The sequence below is a fragment of the Candidatus Delongbacteria bacterium genome, assembly GCA_020634015.1.
GTDB lineage: Bacteria > CAIWAD01 > CAIWAD01 > CAIWAD01 > CAIWAD01 > JACKCN01.
Genome location: JACKCN010000001.1, coordinates 302,275 through 329,022, shown reverse-complemented (window position 1 = coordinate 329,022; position 26,748 = coordinate 302,275). Strand labels below are relative to the sequence as shown.

The 26,748-nt window shown below is 64.8% G+C and carries 16 protein-coding genes; 12 read left to right on the top strand and 4 right to left on the bottom strand.

Features of this window, described 5'->3' with window-relative positions; translation table 11 throughout:
* Positions 1-29 precede the first annotated feature (29 nt).
* The 8 genes from pyrF (at position 30) to H6678_01385 (ending at position 11,660) form a co-directional block, all read left to right on the top strand.
* The gene (gene pyrF / locus H6678_01420; protein MCB9472447.1) at positions 30-851 is read left to right on the top strand and encodes an orotidine-5'-phosphate decarboxylase; all 822 of its coding nucleotides are present in this window, start codon (positions 30-32) and stop codon (positions 849-851) included.
* On the top strand, positions 848-1,573 hold the full coding sequence (locus H6678_01415) for a hypothetical protein (protein MCB9472446.1): 726 nt from the start codon (positions 848-850) through the stop codon (positions 1,571-1,573). The genes pyrF and H6678_01415 overlap by 4 nt, the downstream gene beginning before the upstream one ends.
* Complete coding sequence (locus tag H6678_01410; GenBank protein MCB9472445.1) at positions 1,570-2,436, top strand: MBL fold metallo-hydrolase; 867 nt, start codon at positions 1,570-1,572, stop codon at positions 2,434-2,436. Before H6678_01415 ends, H6678_01410 begins: the two co-directional genes overlap by 4 nt.
* A gap of 67 nt (positions 2,437-2,503) precedes the next feature.
* Entirely contained in the window at positions 2,504-3,124 is a 621-nt protein-coding gene (locus H6678_01405; GenBank protein ID MCB9472444.1) for a peptidylprolyl isomerase, read from the top strand.
* A gap of 14 nt (positions 3,125-3,138) precedes the next feature.
* Positions 3,139-3,651, top strand: coding sequence for a peptidyl-prolyl cis-trans isomerase (locus H6678_01400; GenBank protein MCB9472443.1), 513 nt, complete (start codon positions 3,139-3,141; stop codon positions 3,649-3,651).
* Between the two features lie 271 nt (positions 3,652-3,922).
* Complete coding sequence (locus H6678_01395) at positions 3,923-6,268, top strand: T9SS type A sorting domain-containing protein (GenBank protein ID MCB9472442.1); 2,346 nt, start codon at positions 3,923-3,925, stop codon at positions 6,266-6,268.
* A gap of 41 nt (positions 6,269-6,309) precedes the next feature.
* Positions 6,310-10,995, top strand: coding sequence for a T9SS type A sorting domain-containing protein (locus tag H6678_01390; GenBank protein ID MCB9472441.1), 4,686 nt, complete (start codon positions 6,310-6,312; stop codon positions 10,993-10,995).
* 11 nt (positions 10,996-11,006) lie between these two features.
* A complete protein-coding gene (locus tag H6678_01385) occupies positions 11,007-11,660 on the top strand; it encodes a hypothetical protein (GenBank protein MCB9472440.1) in 654 nt (217 codons plus the stop codon).
* A 94-nt stretch (positions 11,661-11,754) separates the two neighbouring features.
* Here the strand turns inward: H6678_01385 and H6678_01380 are convergent, their stop codons facing one another.
* The 3 genes from H6678_01380 to H6678_01370 all read right to left on the bottom strand — a co-directional run bounded on the left by H6678_01380 (position 11,755) and on the right by H6678_01370 (position 15,792).
* Positions 11,755-12,660 carry a proline dehydrogenase family protein gene (locus tag H6678_01380; GenBank protein MCB9472439.1) on the bottom strand — a complete coding sequence of 302 codons (906 nt, stop codon included), beginning with the start codon at positions 12,658-12,660 and terminating at the stop codon, positions 11,755-11,757.
* A 332-nt stretch (positions 12,661-12,992) separates the two neighbouring features.
* A complete protein-coding gene (locus H6678_01375) occupies positions 12,993-14,306 on the bottom strand; it encodes a hypothetical protein (protein ID MCB9472438.1) in 1,314 nt (437 codons plus the stop codon).
* Between the two features lie 10 nt (positions 14,307-14,316).
* Complete coding sequence (locus H6678_01370; protein MCB9472437.1) at positions 14,317-15,792, bottom strand: sodium:alanine symporter family protein; 1,476 nt, start codon at positions 15,790-15,792, stop codon at positions 14,317-14,319.
* A 189-nt stretch (positions 15,793-15,981) separates the two neighbouring features.
* Between H6678_01370 and H6678_01365 the strand changes: the two genes are divergently transcribed.
* The 3 genes from H6678_01365 to H6678_01355 all read left to right on the top strand — a co-directional run bounded on the left by H6678_01365 (position 15,982) and on the right by H6678_01355 (position 21,872).
* Positions 15,982-17,523, top strand: a complete 1,542-nt coding sequence (locus H6678_01365; protein MCB9472436.1) for an FAD-dependent oxidoreductase — start codon at positions 15,982-15,984, stop codon at positions 17,521-17,523.
* Positions 17,516-19,117, top strand: a complete 1,602-nt coding sequence (locus H6678_01360; protein ID MCB9472435.1) for a hypothetical protein — start codon at positions 17,516-17,518, stop codon at positions 19,115-19,117. Before H6678_01365 ends, H6678_01360 begins: the two co-directional genes overlap by 8 nt.
* Before the next feature lie 142 nt (positions 19,118-19,259).
* Positions 19,260-21,872 (top strand): AAA family ATPase, encoded by a 2,613-nt coding sequence (locus H6678_01355; protein MCB9472434.1) that lies wholly within the window; start codon positions 19,260-19,262, stop codon positions 21,870-21,872.
* On the opposite strand, the gene H6678_01350 is transcribed toward H6678_01355, so the two are convergent.
* Positions 21,797-22,498, bottom strand: a complete 702-nt coding sequence (locus tag H6678_01350) for a hypothetical protein (protein MCB9472433.1) — start codon at positions 22,496-22,498, stop codon at positions 21,797-21,799. The genes H6678_01355 and H6678_01350 overlap by 76 nt on opposite strands.
* Before the next feature lie 78 nt (positions 22,499-22,576).
* Between H6678_01350 and H6678_01345 the strand changes: the two genes are divergently transcribed.
* On the top strand, positions 22,577-26,704 hold the full coding sequence (locus tag H6678_01345; GenBank protein ID MCB9472432.1) for a PAS domain-containing protein: 4,128 nt from the start codon (positions 22,577-22,579) through the stop codon (positions 26,702-26,704).
* Positions 26,705-26,748: the final 44 nt, after the last annotated feature.

Genomic DNA, 26,748 nt, shown 5'->3' with positions numbered 1-26,748 from the left:
ACTTTCCGCGGCAGCCAGCAGGGGGACCGATGACCATCCAGCAACGCCTGAAATCAAGCCAGACCCACTTCTGCCTGGGGCTGGATCCTTCGCCCGAACTCCTGCCCCGTGGGTACGGCCAGCACAGCGATCCCGTGCTGGCCTGGAACCGCGAACTGGTGGAAGCCACCGTGGATCTGGTGGCCGCCTACAAGCCCAATCTTGCCTTCTACGAAGCCCTCGGGCTCGACGGGCTGCATACCCTGGCGGGCACGGTGAGTGCCATTGCCGGTCGGGTCCCCGTGATCGCCGATGCCAAGCGCGCCGACATTGGCAACACCTCGCGCCAGTACGCGCGCCTGATCTTCGGCACCCTCGATTGCGACGCCGTGACACTGGCACCCTACATGGGCGAAGACAGCCTGCAGCCCTTTCTGGAAGTCCCCAGACCCTCGGGCCTGCCCGTGTTCGCCTATGTGCTGGCACTGACCTCCAATCCCGGCGCCCTGCGATTCCAGTCTCTTGAGTGCGAAGGTCGGCCCCTGTATCACCATGTGCTGGAGGCCGTCGATGGCTGGAACCACGGCTGGGCCGCCGGCCGTCTGGGCGTGGTGGCGGGGGCCACGCGGGAGGAGCAATTGCTGGAGATCCGTCGACTCTGGCCCCGTCTGGACCTGCTGGTTCCCGGGGTGGGTGCCCAGGGCGGAGACGCGGCGGCAGTCTGCCGGATTCTCAACGAAGGCACCGGCAGTGCCCTGGTCAATGTCTCGCGGGCCGTGCTCTATGGCGAAGACGGAGATGCCTCACCTCAGGCCGTGCGCCAGCGAGCGCAGGTCTGGAGCAATCTCCTGGCGCGGAAGCCGGCCGAATGAGTCTGGTCTTCAAGATCGGCATGGGCGTGCGCCTGCTGCCCGGTGATGACGGCGCCCAGCAGCCGCTGGAATGCACCGTGCGCACCGTGGAAGGCCCTGCGCTGGTGCTGGCGGTGGGCGGACATGCCGTCGATGAAGACACACTGGCCGCACTGGAAGGGCGCACCTTGCGCGCCATGGTCTGCCGCGCGGATGCGATGTATACCTTCGAAGGACTGCTGGGCGCGGCCAGCCCCGGCGGCGAGAGCTGGCGCCTGCGCTTCAGCGTGCGCAGCGAGCCCCGGCGCCACCAGCGCCGACGCTGGTACAGGGTGGAACGCGCTCTGGACACTGTGCTGCGCCTGCCACTGGACAACCGGGCGCTGCGCGAATTGCGTGGCGAAGGGCTGGTACGTGAGTACTGGGTGCGCGGCCTGTGTCACAACATCAGCGCGGGCGGCATCAAGCTCAAGCTGGACCTGCCCCCGGGGCACGAGCTGCTTGCACATCGTGACGCCAGGATTTCCCTGGACGTGGTGGATGTGGTCGACAGCCTTGCCCTGAACGAGCGCCTGCTGCATTTTCTGCGGCTCGAAGGAGACCCGGGTGCGGGCGTGCTGGTCTACGGATTCGCCGATCTGGTGGAAGACGAGAGCAATCGCCTGCACAAGTTGAATGTGCGTTTCGAACAGCAGCGTACTCGCCAGCGTCTGAAGAGCGATCCGGCAGGGGGGCCCCGGTGAACCGTGCCCCCATTCCCCTGCAGACGCGGCTGGATCTGGATCGCAGCGAGCTGGAAATCTGTGTCCTGGCCAGTGGCAGCAAGGGCAACAGCCTGGTCTTGCGCACGCACCAGGGATGCCTGCTCGTGGATGCGGGTCTGAGCGCGCGCGAACTGCTGCGCCGGCTGAGCATGGTGGGTGTGCCGGCCACCGATCTGGCTGGCGTGCTGCTGAGTCACGCCCACAGCGATCACAGCAGCGGGCTGGGCGTGCTCTGCCGCAAACTGGGCTTGCCCGTGTTCACCAGCGCCGGAACCCAGAGCGCGTGTGCCAGGCACCTGACCGGGCATGGGCGGCTGCACACGATCCGGGCGGGACAGCCGTTTCAGGTGCTGGGGCTTGACATCCTGCCCTTTGCCGTCTCCCATGATTGCCGGGAACCGCTGATGTTCAGGGTGGAAGCCGGGCAGACCCGTCTGGCCATCGCCACCGATCTGGGAGTGGCCGATCCGGGGGTGAGTCAGCACCTGCACGGGCTGGACCTGCTGGTGCTTGAAAGCAATCATGATCTGGAGCGGCTGCTGGCGGGGCCCTACCCCTGGCAGCTCAAGCAGCGGGTACGGGGGCCGCGTGGGCATCTTTCCAACCGTCAGGCAGCCGAACTGCTCTGCGAGGTGCTGGGGCCGCGCCTGAAACACGTGATTCTGGGGCACCTGAGCGATACCAACAATACGCCCGCGCTGGCCCTGGAAACGGTCCGTTCCCTGCTGCGCGAACGGGGCCTGGTTCAGCCCGAGCTGCGGGTGGCCGCCCAGAGCGAACCGGGAGAATGGCTGCGACCGGGTGCAGACCGGCTTCCTGCCTCAAAACAGGCGAATTCCTAAGTTGCGCGTCGCCATCGACCGGTTTTCGCCGTCGACCGCGCACGGTTTCATTTCCAAGGAGACAACCATGTCAATTCCCTTCTTCCGGACCGCACGGCTGGGCACACTGCTGGCGGGCGTGACCCTGCTGGGGCTGTTCACCTGGGGCACCCTCGAGTCCAAGACTCCAGACGACCGCTTCGTGATCAAGACCACCATGGGAGACATCACGGTTCAGCTCGATCGTGGCAAGGCTCCCTTGAGCACCGAGAACTTCGCCCGCTACGCCAATGATGGTTTCTACGACAGCACCCTGTTCCACCGGGTGATGTCCAACTTCATGATCCAGGGAGGCGGTTTCACCGCGGACATGAAACAGAAGACGACGCGCTCACCCATCGCCAACGAAGCGCCCAACGGGCTGGGCAATACTCGTGGGACCATTGCCATGGCCCGCACCAATGACATCAACAGCGCCACCAGCCAGTTCTTCATCAACGTGGTGGACAACGACTTCCTCAACTTCCGCGATTCCACGGACACCCGCTCCTTCGGTTACGCGGTCTTCGGCAAGGTGGAAGCCGGCATGGACGTGGTGGACAGAATCCGGGCGGTCAAGACCGGTTCCGTTCCCGCCGAAGGCGGCTACCCCATGAAGGACGTGCCGCTCTCGCCCGTGATGATCCTGTCCGTCAAACCCGCACCCTGAACTCTGGAGAGCCCGTGAGCGCCACCACTCGTACGGTCCGGCTGGAAACTTCCGCCGGCGACATCACCATCCAGCTGGACCTGGAAAAGGCTCCGGCCACCTCGGCCAACTTCCTGCGCTACGTGGAAGAAGGCTTCTACAAGGACACCGTCTTCCATCGTGTGATCCGTGACTTCATGATCCAGGGCGGCGGCATGACCGCGGACATGAAGGAGAAGAAGAACCACGAGCCTATCGCCAACGAGGCGGCCAACGGTCTCAAGAACCAGCGCGGCACCCTGGCGATGGCCCGCACCAGCGACATCCACAGTGCCACCAGCCAGTTCTTCATCAATCACCGGGACAACGACTTCCTGGACCACAAGTCCACGGCGCCCAGCCAGTACGGCTATGCGGTCTTCGCCCGGGTGACCGAAGGCATGGATGTGGTCGATGAAATCGCCGGCGTCGCCACCGGAAACAAAGGCTTCCATCAGGACGTGCCCGTCGAGCCGGTGGTGATTCGCGGCGCCCATCTGCTGGACTGAGCCTCTGCCGCTCCGGCCCTTGCGGGGAGGCCGTACGGACGGTCGAGTTTACGCCTGCATCGAATTCTTGACAGCCTGGAACCCCACGGAACGGAATCGACCGGACCCAACGGTTTTTCAGCAGATCAAGTTCAGCCAGAACAAGCAGTTGACCGGTCCGTCACGGTTGCCGGGACGGGCACGGTCTTTGCCTTTGACAATGGACTGCGTCGGCGCACGCCGGATGCCGTCTCCCCATCCCCCGATTTCCGCGTTTCTCTGGAGGATTCCCATGCGGTTGCGCTCAATGTCCGTCCTGTTGGTGCTGGCTTTCGCTTCGACTGCCCTTGCCACCCTGGACGACTACTACTACACCAACGACGAGATCCGCCATGAGCTGGACTCGCTGGCAGCGGCACATCCCAATGTGATGCGCGTGGACTCCATCGGATACACCTGGGAAACCAACTCGCCGATCTGGTCGGTCAAGCTCAGCCAGAACGTGAGCCAGGAACTGGACAAACCTGCGCTCTGGGTCAACGGACAGTGCCATGCGGAAGAGATCCTTGGCATCAACATTTCCATGGCCTTCATTCGCGAGCTGGCGCACTGGGGCGATCTGGGGCATCCCAACTACGCTCCGCTGCTGCAGGCTCTGGAAATCCACGTGGTGCCCACCAACAATCCCGATGGACTGGACGTGGTGATGAGCGAGCAGGATGTCACCTATCGCAAGAACCTGCACTGGTTCAGCCCCGACGGAGACTGCACCATCATTTCGGGCGTGGGCAACGACAGTTGCGGAGTGGACCTGAACCGCAACTATCCCGCCTGGTTCGAACACGGCGACCCGCTCTGGGCCCAGAACAGCGACGTGGAACAGTACGATTACTATCGGGGGCCCTGGCCGCTTTCGGAGCCGGAGTGCGAAGCGGTGGCCCTGCAGGCCGAACGCGAACGCTTCGTGGCCGCCGTCTCGTACCACAGCGCGCGAACCTCCACGAACCACGAGATCGTGATCCATCCCTGGGAATGGGAAGAGGGCGTGAAACGCTGCCCGCCCCGCGATTACACCATGATGGACAATCTCACGCGCGGCATGGCCGACCAGATCGCCGGCCAGGAGTTCGAGTTCTACCGCAACGTGGCGGGGAGCGGGCGCAAGGGCAACCATCACAACTGGATCTATCGCGAGTACGGTGCGGTGGGCATGCTGATCGAGGTGGGCCTGCAGGAAGATGCCGGCATGCAGCCCCAGAACCAGGAGACCATTGACTTCATCGTGGACGAGAACCTGGACGGGCTCTACTGGTTGTGTCGCCGGATCATCGGCTACCAGCAGGATGCCCCCGGACTGCGACTGCACACGCGCGAGGCGGGAAGCAACACTCCCCTTGAAAGCCGTGTGCGCATCGAGGAAGTGATGCATCCCGACCAGGTGCCCTTCTATCGCACCGATCCGACCTGGGGTGCCTACTACCGTCTGCTGCAGCCGGCCAGTTATACGCTCAACGTGCGCAAGCACGGCTACCAGCCCGTCACCCAGACCATCAACATCGCTCCCACGGCCCCGACCTCGGTCAATCTGTCAATGACTCCCTTGCCCCGGCACACTCTTGACCTGAGTTTCGAATCCTCCAGCGGGCAGTCCCTGCTGCTGGACGTGCTGGAACTGCAGGACCTGGACAACGACACCACCCTGACCTTCCACAACCAGAGCGACTGGAGCCTGGAACTGCCCGAGGGCAACTGGCGCATGGTGGCGCGCAACGTGTATCACGTGAGCAACGTCAGTGAGTTCAGTCTGGACTCCGACATGAGTCTGTCCCCCGTGCTCTTCCCCACGGGGTCCCAGGGAGCCCAGATCGACGCCTGGCTCAGCCAGATCGAAGACTTCAGCCAGGAAGGCACCGGCTGTGGCTGGGTGCCGGTCATGCTCGATGAGTATCCCACGTTCAAGGACAGCGCCGATGAGTTCAGCCCCGACGACATGGACTGCCTGCTGCTCAGTACCCAGCAGTTCGAGTTGATGGCCCCCGTGAGCCGCACCCAGACCGCCGGCGTGTTCGAGTTCGATGCCTGGTACGCTCTCGAGGGCGCGCGTGACTCATCCTTCGTGGAAATCCATCCCGATGGCGGCGACCCTGTGCGTGTCATGGCATTCACCGGCCGTGCCACCGACTGGCGTCACGTCACGGTGGATCTGGGACCGTGGGCCGGCCAGCTGATCCGGGTGGGCTTCCGGACCCGCACCGACGGCAGCATCACCGATGCGGGCCTGCTGCTGCGTAACGTCCACCTCGCCTGGAATGGCGACGCGGTGGCCGTGGAACCGGAGGACGGGCAGCCCATCGCCTTTGCCCTGGATGTCTACCCCAATCCCTTCAATCCGTCGACCACGGTCTCGATCCAGCTGCCCCAGGTCGCCGCGGGCGCAACCCTGGTCGCCGGACTCTATGACCTGCGCGGGGCCCTGGTCGCCCGGGTGGCCAATCTGCAGGGATTGAGCGGGTCAACTTTCGAGACACACATCGACGGCACGGGCCTGGCCTCCGGCGTCTACCTGCTGCAGGTACACGTGGAGAAGGGCGGCGCGGTGCTGTTCAGCGAGAACCGGCGGGTCACGCTGGTCAAGTAGGCCCGGACACAGACAGAACACTTCTTTCAACAAGGCATTCCATGACCTCGAACACTCTCCTGAACTCCTTGCTGATCTGCAGCCTGCTGGCCCCGCTGGCGGGAGCGAGCACCGGGCTGCACACAGCCGGGATGCGCATCCTGGAACAGACTCCGGGACACACCACCATCGAGGTGCAGCCTCAATCCCCCGTGATTTCGGTGGACAAGGATGGCCTGGCCAGCATCGAACTCGATGGCTATACCCTGTACGCCAGTCACGGCGAGTACATGCTGCCCAGCCACACCGAATTCTGGGAAGTGCCCCCCACGGGGCGGATCAGCGTGGTGGTCGAGGAGCTGCGCACCCGTCTGCTGCCCGACCTGCGCCCGGCGCTGGGTGTGGAAGATGCGGCCGGAGAAGTCCGGCCAGGCAGCGCGGCCGCCGCAGGTGTGGATGCCGACCAACCCTACCGCGGGCAATTCACCGACTTCGTGCATCTGGGCGACCCGGTGATTCTGCGTGACCTGCGGATCTGTCCCCTGGGAGTGCAGCCCTTCGTGGTCCGTGCCGAGGGCCTTGAAATCCTGGAGCACGCGGTGATCCGCCTGAGCTATGGGAGCGAAGGACTGGGCGGCAATGAACTGGGAGCCGCGCACAGCTGGTCCAGCTCGATGGAGCAGATCTACGACGGGCTGGTACCCAATCACGGGCAATTCTACGATTCGGTGGACGACACGGTCTTTCCGGTGTACTGCATCACGGGAGCCGACGCCTACCTGAACATGAGCGTGATCGGCGAGTTCGTCTCCTGGAAGCGCCGCAAGGGATTTGATGTGCGTCTGGTGCCCTTCAGCACCATCGGCAGCGAGAACCCCAACACCTGCAGCTACCCGGAACTGAAGGCCTGGGCCGATGCCATCTGGGACAGCGACCGCCCCGAAGTGATGCTGCTGATCGGTGACGAGGACGAAGCCCTGGCCTGTCCCACCAGCTTCGTGGTCTCGGTCGAGGGCGATCATGACGTCACCGATCACGACCTGACGCTCCAGGAAGGCGACGACTACCTGCCCGAGTTCCTGGTGGGTCGGATGAGCGTGGACAACGTGCAGCAGCTGGTCACGGTGGCACGCAAGCCGGTGGTGCACGAGTCCCAGACCCCCGTGGACGACAGCGAGTGTGATTGGCACAAGCGCGGTCTGGTGGTCAGCTGCAACTACGCCGACAATGGCCAGGCCCCGATCAGCCCCAACCTGACCAGCCGCTGGCTGATTGACAAGATGCGCGCCAATGGCTTCTGCATGACTCCGGCCGACAGTGTGTTCTATCCCCCCATTTCCGACGGTGGCACGCCCATCGGTGGTGCGCTCAATTCGGGCCGTGGCATCGTGAGCTACCGCGGCTGGGCCAATTCCAACGGCTGGGTCTTTCCCGCCTTCGACCGTGACGACATCTCGGCACTCAGCAATGGCTACCGCATGCCCATCGTGGCCAGTTTCGTCTGCCAGACGGGCGCTTTCGGAGGTGAGGAGACCGTGCTGGACCCGTGCTTCGGCGAGCGCTTCCTGCAATTCGGCAACCTCCAGACTCTGGGCGGTGCGGTGGCCTTCGTGGGCCCCAGCGACCTGCACACACGCACCCAGTTCAACAACCCGGTCTGCAGCGGATTCTTCAACGCGATCTTCGACCTGGACCTGACCTCGGTGGGCAGTGCGCTGCTGAACGGCAAGTTGGAGCTCTACCGGGGCTACCCGCTGACCCGCGAGGACCCCTACGAGGCCTTCTTCTACTTCCATGTCTACAATGTGCTGGGCGATCCCGACCTGAAGATCTGGCGCAACCAGCCCCGCGTGATGAGCCACGATGCCCCACCATCGATCGCCGCGGGTGTCCAGACCATGGATCTGCACGTGATCGGTCAGGACGGGGAGCCGCTCGAGAATGCCGTGGTGTCCCTGGTGGGCGGCTCCAGCAACAGCCGCATGGTCGCCCGGGCCCGCAGTGATTCCCAGGGCCGCGTGCTGCTGCAGATCGACACCTCCGATCTGACCAGCATGGTGCTGACCATCAATCATATCGACTACACGCCCGGCGGGCGCACCATCTCCGTGGTGGCCAACACCGAAGGCGTGCAGTACAGCAGTGCCCAGATCAGCGAAGAAACCGTGGACGGCACCTACCGGGCCGGTGAGACACTGAGCATCCTGCCCAGCCTGCTCAACACGGGCAGTGCCACCATCGCCAATCTGGAAGCCACCCTCGAAGAAAACAGCGAGCTCTTCGAGATCCTCGACGGCAGCGCCAGCTGGACCGCTCTGGCCGGTGGAACCACGGCCGCCAGCAGCGATCCCCTGCAGGTCCGATTGAATCCCGATCTGGGCGATCATCAGCAGGTACCCCTGGTGATCCGCATCACGGGCGACGCCAGTGCGACCGCCGTGCTGAATCTGGACACGCGCAACAAGGCGATCACCGTGAACGATGTGCGTCTGGGTTCCGGCCTGGATCACCTCGAGACCGGTGCCCTGGACACCCTGATCATTGACTTCAGCTGCACGGGGCTGGCCGCACTCAGCCAGGCCCATGCCGCACTGTCCACCCAGAGCGAGCTGATCTCGCTGCTGGATGAAGAGCCGCAGCTGATTGGCGACCTGGCCCTCGATGCCAGCTCCACCCTGCGTTTCCAGGTGGTGGGTGGGCTGCGGCTCTTCCCGGGCCGGCTGGTCTACCTGACCCTGGAGACGACCGACGCGGATGGTTTCGTGCAGCACGTGCGCTTCCTGCTGCCCAACGGCAGCGACGTGCCCGGCAATCCCACCGGGCCGGACATGCACGGCTACTACGCACTGGAGAGCACCGACTTCGACCTGCAGCGCAATCCGGTCTACAACTGGAAAGAGCTGGACCCGGCCTACGGCGGCACCTTCGGCGAACGGCTTTATCTGCGCGATGACCAGACCACCCAGATCAGCCTGCCCTTCCCGATCACGTATTACGGCCAGACCTTCAACACGCTCAGTGTCTGCAGCAACGGCTGGGTCAGCATGGGCACCACCTGGATGAGCGATTTCAGCAACTGGAACATTCCCAGCGCACTGGGGCCCTCGAACATGATCTGCGCCTGGTGGGAAGACCTGAAACCCAAGTACACCACCAATGGCGACAGCCTGTACGTGCCGGTGTTCACCCGCCACGACGAGGCCGCGGGACAGTTCATCATTTCCTGGAGCCGTACCTGGGCGCGTTATGCCTGGGAGAACGCGGGCCAGCCGCTGCAGGAGTTCCAGCTGATCTTCTTCGACACCGCCACCCGACCCACGGACACGGGTGACAATGAATTCCTGATGCAGTACAAGCAGGTCACCAACGTGGACCTGAACAACAACTACGCCACCGTGGGCATCACGAACTTCGGCCACAACGACGGCATCGAGGTGACCTACGCCAATCTGGCCCACGGTTCCACGAGCGTGCCGGGGCCGGGCCGCGCGATCCTCTTCACCACCGTGCCTCCCGAAAAGGACCAGACCCTGAGCGTGAATGTGCTCCAGCCGGAGCCGCAGCAGTGGCTGATTCCCGGCAATCTCAACGCCAGCTGGGACCACGGTCTGCTGCAGGCGGCCCTGGGAGCCACCACGGTGGAGTACAGCGTGTCGGTGCTCGACGAGAATTTCACCCCACTCTGGACCACCAGCGTCACGGATACCGGCACTCTGGATCTGACTGAAGCGACGGGCAGTCTGCCCGAGGGCGAGCTGCTGTACCTGCGCCTGGAAGCCGATGCCACCACCCCCGATGGAGCGGTACCCGTGGCCAGCCTTCAGGGCGACATCCCCTTCCATCTGGACCTGACGGCACCCCAGCTGACCACCGCCGTGATCGAGAACGGCCTGTTCCTTGACCAGCTTGAACTGGCGGTGTTCTGCAGTGAACTCATGGGGTCCCTGCAGGCCTTCGGGTCCGATGGGCTGGGCGAGAACATCGGCGAGCTGGAGATCATTCCCGGCGAGCACTTCATCGCCGGGGGTCGCGAACTGTATTACCTGCAGGCCCGCCTGTCCGGCAATCTGGACCATCTGCGCATCGTGGGCAGCGATTCCCACGGAATTCCCGTGAGTCAGGATCTGGGGCTGGCCCAGGCCGGGGGCGCCGAGGGAGAACTGGCCCTGCCAGCGCTGAACCTGCAATTGAGCTGGTCGGCCGCCGGCAGCACTCCGCTGCGCGTGCTGGAACTGCACCGTCTGGATGGTGCTCCCCAAGCGCTCAGCCCCTTCTGGCTGCAACTGCCGGATGGCGTGCGTGACCTTCAACTGCGCCTGCCTGCCCGAGGCGAACTGCAACTGGCCCGTCGTGTGGGCGGCAGCTGGCAGCGAGTCGAACAGAGTCGATCCGGCGACGAGCTGCTGAGCCGACCCGTTGAGGGCGGTGTGTACGCCCTGCTGCCCGCCGCTGAGCTCGAGAGCCTGCCCACGGCCTTCGCACTGCATGCCAACTGGCCCAACCCGTTCAATCCCGAGACACGCATCCAGTTCGACCTGCCCGAGAGAGCCGCAGTGAGGTTGACCGTTTACAATCTGCTTGGCGAGCAGGTGCGTGTGCTGCATCAGGGGCCCCTGGCCGCCGGCAGCCACCAGCGGGTCTGGGACGGCACCGGGCAGGACGGCACGGCCCTGGCCAGCGGGATGTACCTGGCCCGTCTGGAAGCCGATGGTTTCAGCGCCACCCGCAAGATGCTGCTGGTACGATGAGGGGAGCCAGGATGGACTTCGAGAAGAGAGAGACACGCACCATGTCACACCGGACCACCACCCGTTTCGTCACCCGCATCCTGCCCATGCTGTTGCTGGGAGGCCTGGCCATCCAGGCCTGTGACGATGATGTGGATTCAACCGCCGGCCACGTCGGAGTGGGCAACTCCTGGACTCAGTTCCAGAGTGGCAATTGGCAGGCCGCCAGCGACGGGTTCCTGTCCGCCCTGAGCGGCGACCCCTTCCACCCGGAGGCCCTCTGCGGGCTGGCCTGGAGTCAGGCCATGCTCAATGACGGCAGCCCGGGTGGACCTGACTATCGCGATGCCATTGAAGACAACTTCCTGCTGGCCGATCAGCTGCGGCCCGGTTACCAGGACGCCTGGGCCGGTCTGGCCAGTTTCTACAGTTCACAGTCCGATACCCTGCTGGCCATCGAATGGTCACTGGATCTGCTGGACGCCGCCGGTGAATCCTATGTATTCACTCATCGGCCCGAGGTCAACAGCCGCGCGATGCACAAGATCGCGGCCTGGAATCTGTTCAAGCTCAGCCGCTATGCCGAGTGCGAGAGCCAGGTGCGCAGCGTGTTCCCCGATTTCAATCCGGACGACACGGATCCGCTCTATCTGGAGACCCTGCTGGCCCGGATCAACGACCTGTGACACAGGCCGCTTGAGCGATTCCACCATGAACACGAAGGCCCGGGGCATGCCCCGGGCCTTTTCACTCAATGTCCGGACCGGTGCCCCAACCCGCTCAGTGTTTTCTGAACATGTCCACGATGAAGGTGTTCACCAGCGAGGGATTCTCCTTGAGGCGGCGGGTGGAGTAGGCGAACCAGGCCTCGCCGAAGGGCACATAGACCCGCAACTTGTGTCCACGTGCGACGATGCGACGGCGCAGATCGGGCAGCACGCCCAGCAGCATCTGGAATTCGAAGGCTTCGCGGGGCAGGTTCAGCTCGCGCACGATTTCGAGGGCCCCATCCACGAGCCATTCGTCATGGGTGGCGATGCCCACATAATTGCCCGCGCTCAGCAGTTCGCGCAGGATGGCCAGATAACTGTCGCGGATATCCTGACGAGTCTTGAAGGCCAGCGATTCCGGTTCCACGTAGATGCCCTTGCAGAGCCGCAGGTTGGCCTTGCCCGGGATCAGCCGCTCGCGCGTGTCGCTCATGGTGCGTCGCAGGTAGGCCTGGATCACGACCCCCACATGGCCCGGCCAGCGGGCGACCAGTTCGTCGTGCAGGTCGAGAGTGGCGGTCGTCCAGGGTGTGTCTTCCATGTCGATGCGCACGAAGTTGCCCAGCTCGGCCGCCCGCCCAACGATGGATGTGTAATTCTCGCGCACCAGCGCCGGGTCCAGCGCCAGCCCCATCTGGGTGGGCTTGACACTGACGTTGGCATCCAGTTTCTCATCGGCGATGCGCTGCAGCACCTCGTGATACTGACGGGCGAAGGTGCGGGTCTCTTCGGCCCGGGTCACGCTTTCGCCCAGTACGTCCATCGTCACGCAGCAGCCTTCGTCGATCACTTCCCGGGCGGCCCGGACCGCGTCGTCCAGACTGGGACCGGCGATGTAGTGACGGGAAAGATGCCCCACCAGGGCCTTTGGCATCAGGGGCAAGGTGTGTACGACAAGGGAATGGAACACGTTCATCTCAGGGTCCACCCAGTTGGTGCGGTTCCGTCGGGAGTCTGTCGGATCTGGGTGCTTGTGTCCTGTCGCGCCCACACGGACTGTGTTTTTCGCCCATTTCTTGCCGGTAACCCACTGCAGGCCATGAAATGGGCGAAAGATCCAGCCTCATGTGTACGCGACATCCATCAAAGCCCCCAAGTCCGACAGACTCCCGGGAACAACGCGTCGAAGGCGGGGCCGGGCCGTCCGTGAAATAGGGAGCTGCCGGCAGCGCGGGCCACAATATAAGTGGCCGCGATGGCATCCGGTTGACCTGTGTCGTTCCGAATGCACCGGGAGACGAGAATTCGTCACATGCCCGGATCGGCGGCTCCCCGGCGCCCGAATTCCCGGTTCATGGTCCGGTGGAATGGGTCCGGATTCAGGGCCTGATCCACTGTATAGGCGCTGCCCGTGAGGACGAGCAGGGCCCCGGGTTCCAGCCGCGCGCGCGCCTCGGCCAGGGCCAGCACCGGATCGGGTTGCACGTCCAGCGGACAGTTCACTCCTCCGGCCCGCAGCTCGTCGCGCAGCAATTCGGGGTCGCGGCCGGCATAGGAGGCGTTGGTCAGCGTGATCCGCCCGACCAGGGGCAGCAGCGGACCCAGAACCTCCATGGCCGCCCGCTGACGACTGAGGCCTGCCAGCAGGTGAATCGGCCGTCCGGGATACTCGCGGCGCAGGTCTTCGGCCAGGGCGCCCACCTTGTCGCGATTGTGCGCCACGTCTGCCAGCAGATCGGTGTCCACCAACCAGAAGCGCCCTTCAAGAGGAGCTGCGGACTGCATCGCGCGCACGGCCAGCCCGGCGTCCAGCGTGGGTTCCAGCAGACGGGCGGCGGCCAGCGCCAGACTGGCGTTGCCCAGCCAGTGCTCGCCCCGGTGCGCGCGAGCGTCCGGCGGCAGCAGATCGCGTACTTCCTCGCGCTCACGCTCGCCCAGAATCACGCACTCGGCTCCCTGGGACTCGGCCGTGCGGCGCACGAAATCAGCGCTTGCGCCAGTGGCCGTGCTCAGGAGGGGGCGCCCCCTGCGGGCGATGCCCGCCTTCTCCAATGCCACCTGCCAGGCCTGGCTTCCCAGAGTGCGCGGATGGTCGTGTCCCACATTGGTCAGCAGGCAGAGCTCGGGGTCCAGCGCCATGGTGGGCGCGTAGCGGCCGCCGACTCCTGTTTCGAAGGCCGCCCAGCGCAGGCCCTCCTGCTGGAACAGGTGCAGGGCCAGCAGGATGCCCGCCTCGGCGAAACTGAGGCCGCGGCCCGCTCCGCTTTCCTCCCGGTCCAGACTGTGGGGCAGTACGGTCTCCTGCCAGATCCTTGCCAGAGCCTGCTTGTCTGCGGGCTCGCCGCGTACGCGGAAACGTTCGACATAATCGAAGAGATGGGGATTGACCCAGCAACCGCTGGGACCCAGCGTGCCCAGCGCGGCTTCCAGCATGCGGCAGGTGCTGCCCTTGCCGTTGCTGCCCGCCACATGCACGATGCGGGTGGGGTGTCCATTCGGCCAGAAGGTGCCAATGCTGCGTTCGAGCAGGCGGATCCGCAGCAGCTTGCCCACCGACCATTCGTAGTGATACAGCTGGTCCACCGTATTGAGCCAGTGCGGATCAAAGGGCGCCGATTCCATGCCGACTCCTTCAGGCATTTCCGCCGGGGTTGATGGCGGAGTTGTCGTGGCGGGCCAGGTAGTCCCTGAGCAGGCGTGCCACCACCGGTGACAGTACCACCAGCGCGATCAGGTTGGGGACCGCCATGAACCCGTTCATCGTGTCGCTGATGTCGATCACCGTGTTCAGCTGGATCAGGCAGCCCACCCCGGCCATCGCGGTGTAGACGATGCGATAGGGGCGCACGGCACGGGGACCGAAGAGGTAGTCCGCCGCACGGTCGCCGTAATAGGACCAGGCGATCAGGGTCGAATAGGCGAAGAGGATGATCGAGAGGTTCACCATCCAGCCCGAGCCGGGCAGGCCAAGCTCGAAGGCCGTACTGGTGAGCAGCCCCTTGTTTGCGGTGACCGCGTCGGCTCCCGTGATCACGATCACCAGGGCCGTGATCGAACAGACCACGATGGTGTCGATGAAGGGTCCCAGCATGGCCACCAGACCTTCGCGCACCGGTTCGGAAGTCCGCGCCGCACCATGGGCGATGGGCGCGCTGCCCAGACCGGCCTCGTTGCTGAACAGGCCGCGAGCCACTCCGTTGCGGATCACACCACCCAGCAGACCGCCGGCCACCGCTTCGGGAGCGTGGAACGCGGCGTGGAAGATGGTGGCCAGGGCCGCCGGAATCTCGCTGGCGTGAGTCAGCAGGATCAGCAGCCCGCCACCCAGATAGAACACGACCATCACCGGCACGATCCTGCCCGAAATGCTGGCGATGCGCCGCAGTCCGCCCAGGATCACCACGCCCACGGCCAGGGCCATGCCCACCGCCATCACGACTCTGAATCCGCTGCCCAGTTGTGCCTCGGGGCCGTAGAGCAGCGAGTTGAGGCTGGTCATCACGTTGTTGGCCTGAAACATGTTGCCGATGCCGAAGGAGGCCAGCACCGTGAAGACGGCAAAGAGCACGGCCAGCCATTTCCAGCGCGGCCCCATGCCCAGTTCGATGTAGTGCATGGGTCCGCCGTGACACTCGCCTCTGGCATCCACGCGCCGGTAGTGCACGGCCAGGGTGCAGCAGGTGAACTTGGTGGCCATGCCCACCAGGGCCGTGATCCACATCCAGAACACGGCTCCCGGACCGCCGGTGAGAATCGCCGCGGCCACGCCCACGATGTTGCCGGTGCCGATGGTGGCCGAGAGCGCGGTGGCCAGGGCGCGGAAATGGCTCAGCTCGCCAGGGTCCTGCTCGTGATCGTAGTGGCCGCGCAGCACCCTGAGACCGTGGCGGAATCCGCGGAACTGGATCAGCCCCATGCGCACGGTCAGGTACAGTCCCGTGCCCACCAGCAGGAGGATCATCGGGGGGCCCCAGGCCAGCCCGTTGGCCACCGACACCACATGCCGGAAGGACTCACCGGCACCCGCGAAGGCCAGATTCGGCAGCAGCAGGGTCAGCGGAACGAGAGCAAGCAGTGACCGGCTGTGCCGGAGACGGGGATGGGTCATGGGATCCTCGACTGGGTGTGTGCGACGAATGCCCCAACCTAACAAGCGCGACCCCCGGATGGAATCCCCGATCGGCGTCCTCCGCAATCGGGCGTGACACCCTTGAGTCCTCAGGGGCAATCCAACGGGCCAGCAGGCATTGTTATGTTTGGCGCCCTGCCCACGGGCCATCATTCAAGGAGAGCACGCATGGCTCTGCACCTGCTGATCATCGGAGCCAACGCGGCCGGACTGGCCGCCGCCATGGAAGCGCGCCGCCGGGATGCCCGCTGCCGGATTACCGTGCTCGAAGCTTCCACGGACATTTCCTGGAGCAGCTGCGACCTGCCCTACAGCATGACATCCGGTCGCAGCCCCGAGGACCTGGTTCTGCGGCGCCCCGAAGACTTTCGTCTGCAGGGCATCGAGATCCTGCTGGAGCACCGGGTGACCGAGCTGGATCCTCTGCGGGCGCAGCTGCGCGGAGTCAGGGCCTTCGGTCAGGCCTTCGAGATTGGCTGGGACCGTCTGATTCTCTGCAGCGGGGCCCGCGTGCGACCCTTGCCCGATCCCCGGGGACGCCCCGCCAACCTGCCCGGAGTGCGCAGTCTGGCCGACGGCCGGCGTCTGGCGGAGGCACTGCCGAGCGCTCGGCGGATCATCGTGATTGGCGGAGGTCCCATCGGGCTGGAAGTTCTCGAGTGCCTGCAGGCGCCCGGGCGCGAACTGATGCTGCTGGAACGGGATCCACGCCTGCTGGCGGACTGGCCGGATTTCGTGGGCCGGGCCCTGGGCGACAGGCTGGACTCCCGCGAGATCCGGGTGCGCTGTGGACAGACCGTGAGCGCCGTGGAGTACGCAGGCGGAGTGGCGCGCGTGCACACCGCCGCTGGAGCTCCGCTGGAAGCGGACCTGCTGGTGAACTGCGCCGGCATCCTGCCCAATACGGACTACCTGCCCGACGGTTTCCTCCAGACGGACTCCCGCGGTCTGCTGGTGGTGGACGCGCAGATGCGCACCAGCCAGCCCGGCATCTTTGCCGCGGGCGACATCGTGTTGCGCCGCTCCTGCGTGGACGGTCGCCTGTTCTGGAACAGCCAGGCCCTGGATGCCCGGCGCGGTGGACGAATCGCCGGCGCCAATGCGATCGCCGCGGATTCCGCCACACCACTGGAACTGCCCCCAGGACCGGGCACGCTGGCGCTCTCGGTCTTCGGGCTGGAGCTGGCGCGCTGTGGACTGCACTGCCCGCCCGGCAAGGAACCCGCGGGCACGCCGGGAGCCCCGCTGGAAGGATTCTGGCAGGATGAGGATGGCGGCGCGGCCCGCAGCCTGTTGCCCGCCCCGCGCAGCGTCGCGCCCCAGGGGCCGGGCCTGCTGGGTCAGCGCCAACCGGGCAACTGGGAGTCTCTGCCCGTTCACAGTGCCGCGCCGGGTGCCCGGGTGGCCCTTGTGCGCCATCGCTCACCCGTGAGCGGACATCGGAAAGAAAGCCGCAGTCTGGAGCTGCAGCTGGAGGCGGAGGCCTCCGGCGGCAGGCTGCGTGGAGCCGTGCTGCTGGCCGATGGGAGCGGGGCGCTGCGCATCAACACGGTGGCCGCCCTGTTGCAACTGGGGGCCGACTGGAGCCAACTGGAAGCTCTGGATCTGGCCTACACTCCGCCGCTCGGACCGGCCGTGGATCCGCTGATCCAGGCCGCGCGCCGGTTGGGCCGACTGATACGACACACGGGAGAACGTGACAATGACTGAGCGCGCAAACGCACTGGTCGAGAGCTGGGAGAGTCGCTGGCTTCCCTTGCGGGATGCCCGGGCACAGGCTCTGGATCAGCTGGCCCGCACGGGCAGCGAACAGGCGATGCGCACACTGGCCACCTGTCTCACGGCTCTCGATCGGCTGCATGCCGAGGCCCACTGGATGGATGCGGTGTTCGACTCGCTGCTGGAACCCCAGGATGACCCGGCTCTCGAAGCGCGCCTCCTGCGTCTGCTCAAGGAAGTCAGTGCCTGCCAGGGGGGACTTTCGGCGCTGGAGCGGCAACGCGAGCTGGAGGCTGAATGCCTTCGGCTGAACTGGAGCTGGCGCTGCCCGGACACGGGCTCGAGCCTGCCCGAACTGGAACGCGCCCTGCTGGCCACCCGTGATCCGGAACCGCGCGAAGCTCTCTGGCGCAAGGCCCGCGCGGCAGGGCGCGAACTGGCGGTGCTTCGTGTGACACTGGAGCAGGTGCGTCGCCAGCGGGCCATCGAACTGGGCTATGGAGACGCCCGCGCGATGAGGTTGGGACTGGGCGGAATCGACCCGGAGACCCTGGATGCCCAGTGCCAGTTCCTGGAACGGCTCAGCCGCTCGGCCTGGGAACAGGCCCGGACCGACCTGGCCGGACAGCTGGGATTTTCCGATCCGGCCTGCTGGGATTTCGGTGATACGCTGGATGCCAACTGGCTGGTTTCCGAGCTGACTCCCCTGCCCGGAGAAGTGACGGCGCGCGCCTGCCTGGAGTTCGGCCGCGATCTCCTGGACAGTCTGGGGTTGCCCATGGAACTGGTGGCCCGTGTGCGCTGCATGGCGGAGTCCACGCACACCGCACCGCGCGACCTGTGCCTGCTGCCCGGGCTGGGCGAACCGGTGATCCATCATCCGGGCGGCGATGGCCTGCGCCTTCCTCGTTTCCTCAAGGGTCTTGGCGGTGGACTGGGCCTGTTTCTGGCCGATCCGGAACACTCCCCCTGCCTGCGTGATACGGAGTCGATTCTCATTGAGTCGCTGGCTCTGATGCTGGCCCGTCTGGCCGATCGGGGTCCGCTGCTGGCACCCTGGCTTCCCGCGGGGATCACGATTCCCGCCAATCCCGCGCTGCGGTCCTTGCGTCTGTACCGCCTGCGTCGAATGCTGCGTGACCAGCGTTTCGAGGCGGTCTTCTGTGCCGATCCGGATCAGGACCCCGATGCCCTCTTCCATTCCCTGGATCAGGAACTGCTCTGGGGGCCGCATGCCCGCTCGGGGCCTGCGGGGGCCTGGGCCGCCGGGCACTGGCCCACGGGAGGGGCGCTGCCACCCGCCGAGCAGGTGGTGGCCGAACTGGCGTCCTGGCAAATGGATGCCGCCATGAGCCGTGATCTGGAATGCGAGGATTCGGCAATCGGCTGGTTGCAGGCGGGCCCTGCCGCGGGAGGCTGGCTGGCCGACCGGCTGATCGTGACGCTGGGGGAATCCGCGTTCGAGGACCAGCTGGAAGACCTCTGCGGCCAGCCACTCAACAGCCGGCCTTTCTGCCTGGCGCTGAACCTGCTGCCGCAGGCGGGCGAGGCGGAAGCCGACGAAGATCCGGACCTGCCCGCCTGACATCCTTCGGATGGCACAGCCTTTGCCTTCTCCCTGCGGAACGGCGTCAATCGGTCACTCTTCTGCCAGAAACACAGCATGCTGGCAGTGAGTCTGACAGAGTGGCAGGGAACGTCGGCAGGGCTACCCCGAAGGAGGATGGATGGACACCAACAAACTCACCAACCGCACCCAGGAATGTCTGCAACAGGCCGCCGCCTGGGTCGCCGAGGCTGGCCAGCAGGCTCTGCGCAGCGAGCATCTGCTGCTGGCCCTGACAAAGGACCGCGAGGGCGTGGTCCGTGGTCTGCTCAAGCGCCAGGGGGTGGAGAGCGCGCCCCTGATTGAGGAGCTGGAAGCGCTGTGCCACAGGAATCCTCGTGTCAGTGGCGATGCTCAGGTCTACATGGATCGGGAGCTGACGGCCCTGATGTCGCAGGCCGGGCGTCAGGCCGAGGCCTTCGGCGATGAATTCATCAGCAGCGAGCATGTCCTGCTGGCCGCTCTGGAACACGGGCACCGGGGGGCGGAACTCTTCGCCACCCGCGGGCTGCAGCGCGATCGGGTGCTCGAGTTGCTAAAGGAACTGCGCGGTGGACAGCGCGTGGACCAGCCCGACGCGGAACAGAGCTATCAGGCCCTGGAAAAGTACACGGTGGATCTCTGCCGGTTGGCGCGCGAGGGCAAGCTGGATCCGATCATCGGGCGCGAAGACGAGATTCGCCGTGTGATGCAGGTTCTGTCCCGGCGCAGCAAGAACAATCCCGTATTGATCGGCGAGCCGGGCGTGGGCAAGACCGCGATCGTCGAAGGTCTGGCCCAGCGCATCGTGGCCGGTGAGGTGCCCGAGAGCATCAAGGGCCAACGCCTGCTGAGCCTGGACCTGGGCGCGCTGGTTGCCGGTGCCAAGTTCCGGGGCGAGTTCGAGCAACGTCTCAAGGCCGTGCTCAAGGAGATTTCCCAGGCCGAGGGGCACGTGTTCCTCTTCATCGACGAGCTGCACACTCTTGTGGGTGCCGGTGCGGCCGAAGGCAGCATGGATGCGTCCAACCTGCTCAAGCCGATGCTGGCGCGCGGCGAGCTGCGCTGCATTGGCGCCACCACCACGGCCGAGTTCCGCAAGCACATCGAAAAGGATGCGGCGCTCGAGCGACGCTTCCAGCCGGTGACCGTGGGCGAGCCCGACCGGGAGGCCACCCTCAGCATTCTGCGCGGCCTGCAGGAACGCTACGAGATCCACCACGGCATCCGCATTCGTGACGCGGCCCTGGTGGCGGCCGTGGAGCTGTCCAGCCGCTACATCGGCGACCGCTTTCTGCCCGACAAGGCCATCGATCTGGTGGACGAAGCGGCCAGCAAACGACGGATGGAAATCGACAGTCTGCCCGAACAGCTGAACGAATACGAGAGCCGGGTACGCCGTCTCGAGATGGAAGTCCGTGCTCTGGCCCGCGAGCCGGATGCGGAGAGTGCGGCCAGGCGTCACGAGGTGGAGAAGGAGCTTCAGGAGCAGAAGACGCTCAGCCAGGGACTCCGTATACAATGGCAACAGGAAAAGGCGCGCCTGGAACAGATTCGCGCGCTCAAGGAGAAGGTGGAACGCACGCGCGCCGAGCTGGAAGCCGCCGAGCGCGCCGGTGAATACGACCGAGCCTCCGAACTGAAACACGGCACCCTGCGCACCCTGACTCGCGAGCTGGATCAGCAACAGGAACAGCAGGACCGTCTGCAACGGGAAGGTGCGGTCTTCAGCGAGGAGATCGGTGCGGCCGAGATCGCCGATGTGGTGTCACGCTGGACCCGGATTCCCGTGAGCCGTCTGCTCGAGGACGAGAAGCGCAAACTGGCCACTCTGGAAGAACGGCTGGAACGGCGCGTCGTGGGGCAGCGGGCCGCCGTGGAAGCGGTGAGCCGCGCGATCCGGCGCAGTCGGGGTGGCCTGGCCGATCCGGATCGCCCCGCCGGCTGTTTCCTCTTCGTGGGCAGCTCGGGCGTGGGAAAGACCGAACTGGCCCGCAGCCTGGCCCTGGAACTGTTCTCCGACCGCCAGGCTCTGCTGCGTTTCGACATGAGCGAGTACATGGAGAAACACAGTGTGTCGCGCCTGATCGGTGCTCCTCCGGGGTATGTGGGACACGAGGAAGGTGGCCAGCTGAGCGAGGCCTTGCGACGTCAGCCCTGGAGCGTGCTGCTTTTCGACGAAATCGAGAAGGCCCATCCCGATGTGCTGAATCTGCTGTTGCAGGTGATGGATGACGGCCGCCTGACCGACAGCAAGGGCCGCACCATCGACGCGCGGCACACGATCCTGATCATGACCTCCAATCTGGGCAGTGCCCGCCTGCGCGAGCTGCTTGAGCAGGGAATTGACGAGGGCGGTCTCCAACGGCGTCTGGAATCCGAAGTGGAACAGGCCCTGCGGGGAGCCTTGCGCCCCGAGTTTCTCAATCGCCTGGATGAGATCATCGTGTTCCGTCCTCTGCAGCGCGAGGACCAGCGACAGATCGTGCGGATTCAGCTCGAGCGGGTGCTCAAGCGTCTGGCCGATCAGCACGTCGAGCTGGCGATCTCCCCGGATGCTGAGAACAGGCTCTGCGAAGAAGGTTTTGACCCGATCTTCGGTGCTCGCCCCGTGCGACGGTTGATCCAGCGCGAGCTGGTGGACCGGCTGTCGCTGGCCCGGATGGACGGCAGTCTCGATCAACACACCAGCTGGCGCCTGGACTGGCGCTCCGGTGAGTTCCTTCTTGAGCCGGTGACGGAAGTCACCGCGTGACTGTTGAGGTTGCTGGCCTTGCCGCAGGCGTCTTGCCAGCGGAGGATGCTGGCCTTGCCGCAGGCGTGATGCCAGCGGAGGATGCTGGCCTTGCAGCAGGCGTGATGCCAGCGGAGGATGCTGGCCTTGCAGCAGGCGTCGTGCCAGCGGAGGATGCTGGCCTTGCAGCAGGCGTTGTGCCAGCGGAGGATGCTGGCCTTGCAGCTGGCGTTCTGCCAGCGGAGGATGCTGGCCTTGCAGCAGGCGTGATGCCAGCGGAGGTTGCTGGCCTTGCAGCAGGCGTTATGCCAGCGGAGGTTGCTGGCCTTGCAGCAGGCGTTATGCCAGCGGAGGTTGCTGGCCTTGCAGCAGGCGTCTTGCCAGCGGAGGATGCTGGCCTTGCAGCAGGTGTTGTGCCAGCGGATGATACTGGCCTTGCAGCAGGCGTGATGCCAGCGGAGGATGCTGGCCTTGCAGCAGGCGTCGTGCCAGCGGAGGTTGCTGGCCTTGCAGCAGGCGTCGTGCCAGCGGAGGGTGCTGGCCTTGCAGCAGGCGTTGTGCCAGCGGCGATTGCTGGCCTTGCAGCAGGCGTCTTGCCAGCGGAGGGTGCTGGCCTTGCAGCAGGCGTCCTGCCAGCTTCCACTCATTCTGGATTTCCGAGGTTCAGGGTAGAATCCCCCTCCGATGCCTGACGATACAAGTCCGGCAGACATTGGATGGAGTGGATGAACTCATTGCACAAGAGCCTCAAGATTCAGCACGCCGGATTGGAAACAGTCCGGCGTGCATTTCCTCTCCAGCGGCGACTGGCGCTCGCGCTCGTGGTCTGGGAACCGCTGCTGGGCTGGATCCAGTCGCACTGGTTCGGAGTGCCCACGGCATGGTCAGGCCGATTGATCCTGTCGCTCTGCGCTCTCGCCCTGGCTCTGGGCAGCCTGCGCATGCCTCAGATACGGGCGAAATGGTCCGCTCTCTGGCTGGCTTTCGCGATCGGCTATCTGGGCTTTCAGCTGACCCTAGCCTGGATCGGGGGACTTTCCGCTCTCAGTCTGGCCTACCCCGCCATCGCCCTGATTGGCTTCGGACTGTTGTGCCCGAGACCTCTCGCACTCTGGATCCTGTTGTCCGCCAGCGCACTGCAGATGGCCCTTGGGTGGGCCATTTTCGCCAGACCCGATGGGACCGATCCCGGGATCTGGCTGGTGGTCTGGGCTGCCTTGTTGCTGGGGCTGGCCGCGGTGGATGCCCTGCGCGCACACCGACGCAGGGAGAACCAGCTGGCAAGCATTCTGCATCAGGGACTTTTTGAAGGAAGCCCCCTGGCCTGCCTGCTGGTGGACCCCGCTCGCGAAGAAATCCTCCTGGTCAATTCCAGTGCCCGAAAACTGCTGGCGATCCCGGCGGCACCCACCGCATCCGCCTTGCGTCTGGCAAGTTTCCTTGACCAGACGGAGCAGGGACGGGAGCAGTGGACCAGCGACATCACCGACAAGGGCTGGACTTTCGAAGCGACTCTGCGTGCCTGTGATGGCCGCTGTTTTCCCGCCCGTCTGGTCTTCAGCCAGATCAAGCTGGACCGGGGCAGGTTCAGCGTGGTCCAGATCCAGTCTCTGGCTCAGGAGCGGGAACGGACCGAGCAACTCGAACAACAGCGCCGTGAGCTGGAGGAGTATGGTTCCAGCCTCGAGGAGTTGCAGGCTCTCAATCGCCTGAAGTTCAAGGACGACGCCGAGCACTACAGGACATGTCTCACGACCGGTTGTCGCCGACTGGACATGGAAGCGGCCCTGTTGGTGCTCTGGGGCGAGAATGCGTCGGAACAGCGCATCCTGTCCCGCATCGCCACCTTCGGTGACGGCACCCTGCCGGGCAGCCCTGACCCTGATCTGCTGGAACAGCTGTACTCGCTGCGTGACATGCTGAGCATCGAGGATCTGGCCAGTGACACGCGGGCACGTGATCTGGAGCTCCCTCTTGAAGCAGGCTCATTGCTGAGTCTGCCCTTGATGCTCGCGGGAAACCAGCGCGGCATGGTGATCTTCCGTTCGTTGCGCGCGCGCCCCCGGCCATTCAGCTCCCTTGAGTTGACCTTCGCCACTCTGCTGGCCCAGGCGCTGGCTCGCAGCGTCGAGATCCAGCTGACACGCGAACAGCGCAACGCGGTACTCACGGAGCAGGAGCGTTTCTTCACGTTGTCCAGCGCCATGCTCTGCATCCTTGACGAACATGGCACACTGCTCCAGGTGAACCCCGAGTGGACCCGCCTGCTGGGATATCCACGTGAATCGCTGCTGGGTCGACCGGTCACCGATCTGCTGGACCCCTCAAAGGTCCACGCGATCATGGAAACCTATGATGCGATGATGCAGCAGGGCGGGGATCTCTCGGTGCAGGTGTGGTTCCGCGCCATGTCCGGTGACTGGAAATCCGTTCAGTGGAGTGCCTGGTTCGATGCGGACACGCGTCTGGTCTATGCTGCCGGAGTGGACAATACACGCCAGCTCGAAGTCGAGAGCCAATTGCGCGACAGCGAGGGCCTGCTTACCGAATTCGTGCTGCATCTGCCTGCGGCGGTGGCGATGTTCGACCCTGAGATGCGCTACCTGATGACCAGCCAGCGCTGGCTCAACGAGTATCGCCTGGAGAACAGCGAGTGGATCGGGCGCAGCCATCTGGATCTCTTTCCGACCCTGGCCCGCGACCTGCGGTCCAAGTTGTCCACTGTGCTTGCCGGCGGGCGAGTCACGGCGAACGAGGTGCTGCTGCGTCACACGGATGGCAGTGAGGACTGGATTCGGACGGAATTGCGCCCATGGCATCGCTCCGATGGTGCGGTCGGCGGGGTGCTGATGTTCAGCGAGGTGATCACCGAAGCCCGCCGGGCCCACGACGAGTTGCTTCACGCGCACGATGATCTGCGCAGTCTGCTGGATGCGCTGCCCGATCTGTATTTCAAGCTGGATGCGGACGGGATCTTCCTGGACAGCCATACCCCGGACAGTGCCGAACTGATCGCCGCGCCTGAGTTGTTCATTGGCAAGCACTTCGCTGAGGTGCTGCCCCCGCAGATCGCCTCTGTGACACAGGAAGCCATCCATGCGCTCCGGTCCGGTGACGAGAGTTTCAATCGCGAGTATCAACTGGAGCTTCACGGTGGTGTCCAGCATTTCGAGGCACGATTCCGCCAGCTCCTGGACGGGCAGTTCCTGGTTCTGGTGCAGAACATCACCCAGCGCGTGCAGCATGAGGAGCAACTGCGCACCTCGCGCGACGCCGCCCACGAAGCACTGCAGGCCAAGTCCGATTTCCTGGCGATGATGAGTCACGAGATCCGCACGCCGATGAACGGGGTGATCGGAGTCACGAACCTGCTGATGGAAACCCATCTGGACGGCGAGCAGCTGGACTACGTGAACACGATTCAGCAGAGCGGCGATACCTTGCTGACCGTGATCAATGACATCCTTGATTTCTCCAAGATCGAAGCGGGCAAGGTCCGTCTGGAATCCCTTGACATGGACTTGCGTGAGCTGGTGGATGATTCGATCGAACTGTTCTCGGCCCGGGCCCGCGAGAAACAGCTGGAATTGCTGACGCACTTCGCTCCTGACTGCCCCGCGCGCCTCAAGGGCGATCCCGTGCGCCTGCGCCAGGTCCTCTTCAACCTGCTGGGCAATGCGCTCAAGTTCACCGAGAAGGGCTTCGTGCGCGTGGAACTGGACGGACGCGAACTGGGCGATGGTGTCACGGAGCTGCAGGTCTCGGTGATCGATTCCGGCATCGGCATATCACCGGAAGCGGCACGGCGCCTGTTCAATCCCTTCAGCCAGGCGGATGGCTCCACCACGCGCAAGTACGGTGGCACGGGACTGGGGCTTTCGATCTGTCGCAAGCTGGTCGAGCTGATGAATGGCCGGATCGGAGTGGACAGTGAGCCTGAGGTGGGTTCCCGCTTCCATTTCAGTGCCAGGTTGTTGCACTCGGATGACCGTCGCACCTTCGGTGACATCATCAATCCGACCCTGCTGGAGGGGAAGCGGATCCTCGTGCTGGGAGACGCGGAGAACACGCGCCGGAGTCTGGTGGAGTGTCTCACAGCCTGGGGAGCCGTGCCTGAATCGGAGCTGCTGGAGGAGACACAACCCCTGTGGCTGCCTTCCAGGGAGACAGCCGATCTGGTCCTGCTGCTGCGTCACCGGGGAATCCCCGATGGCCGGGACAAACTGGCCTTCATCCAGACATTCCGCCAGCCGGACCACCCCGAGGTGATTCTGCTCAGTTCGGGTGAGCGCTCCAGTCTGTACGAAGCCGAGCAATTCAATCTGTTCCACAAGGTGCTGGTCAGGCCAGCGCGCCAGCGTGAATTGCTGAACGCCATCCTTTCCGCTCTGGGCATGGAACGCCGGGCGATTCCCGACCGCGAAAAGGTTGGATCGGGTCTGGATGCGGGCCTGGGAGAACGCCTGGGTCTGAAAGTGCTGCTGGTCGAAGACAATCGGGTGAACCAGAAGCTGGCGCTGCGCATGCTGGGCAAGATGGGTTTCCAGCCGGAGTTGGCCGAGAATGGCCTGGAAGCCTTCGAAGCGGTGCAGGCTCGAACGGTGGATCTGGTACTCATGGACATGCAGATGCCCGTGATGGACGGCCTGCAGGCCACGCGCCTGATCCGGGCCGAACTTTCCGCGGCCCAGCAACCGGTGATCATCGCCATGACCGCCAATGCCATGGACGAGGACCGTCAAGCCTGTCTGGCCGCCGGAATGAACGACTTCATCACCAAGCCGATCTCGATCCAGGTGGTCCAGGAGAAGCTGCGCCTCTGGTTCGACTCCCAACAGGCAAACGTCCACTGAACCTGAGGCTTCCTGGTCCGACTCCTGAACACTGCGTCCCTTCG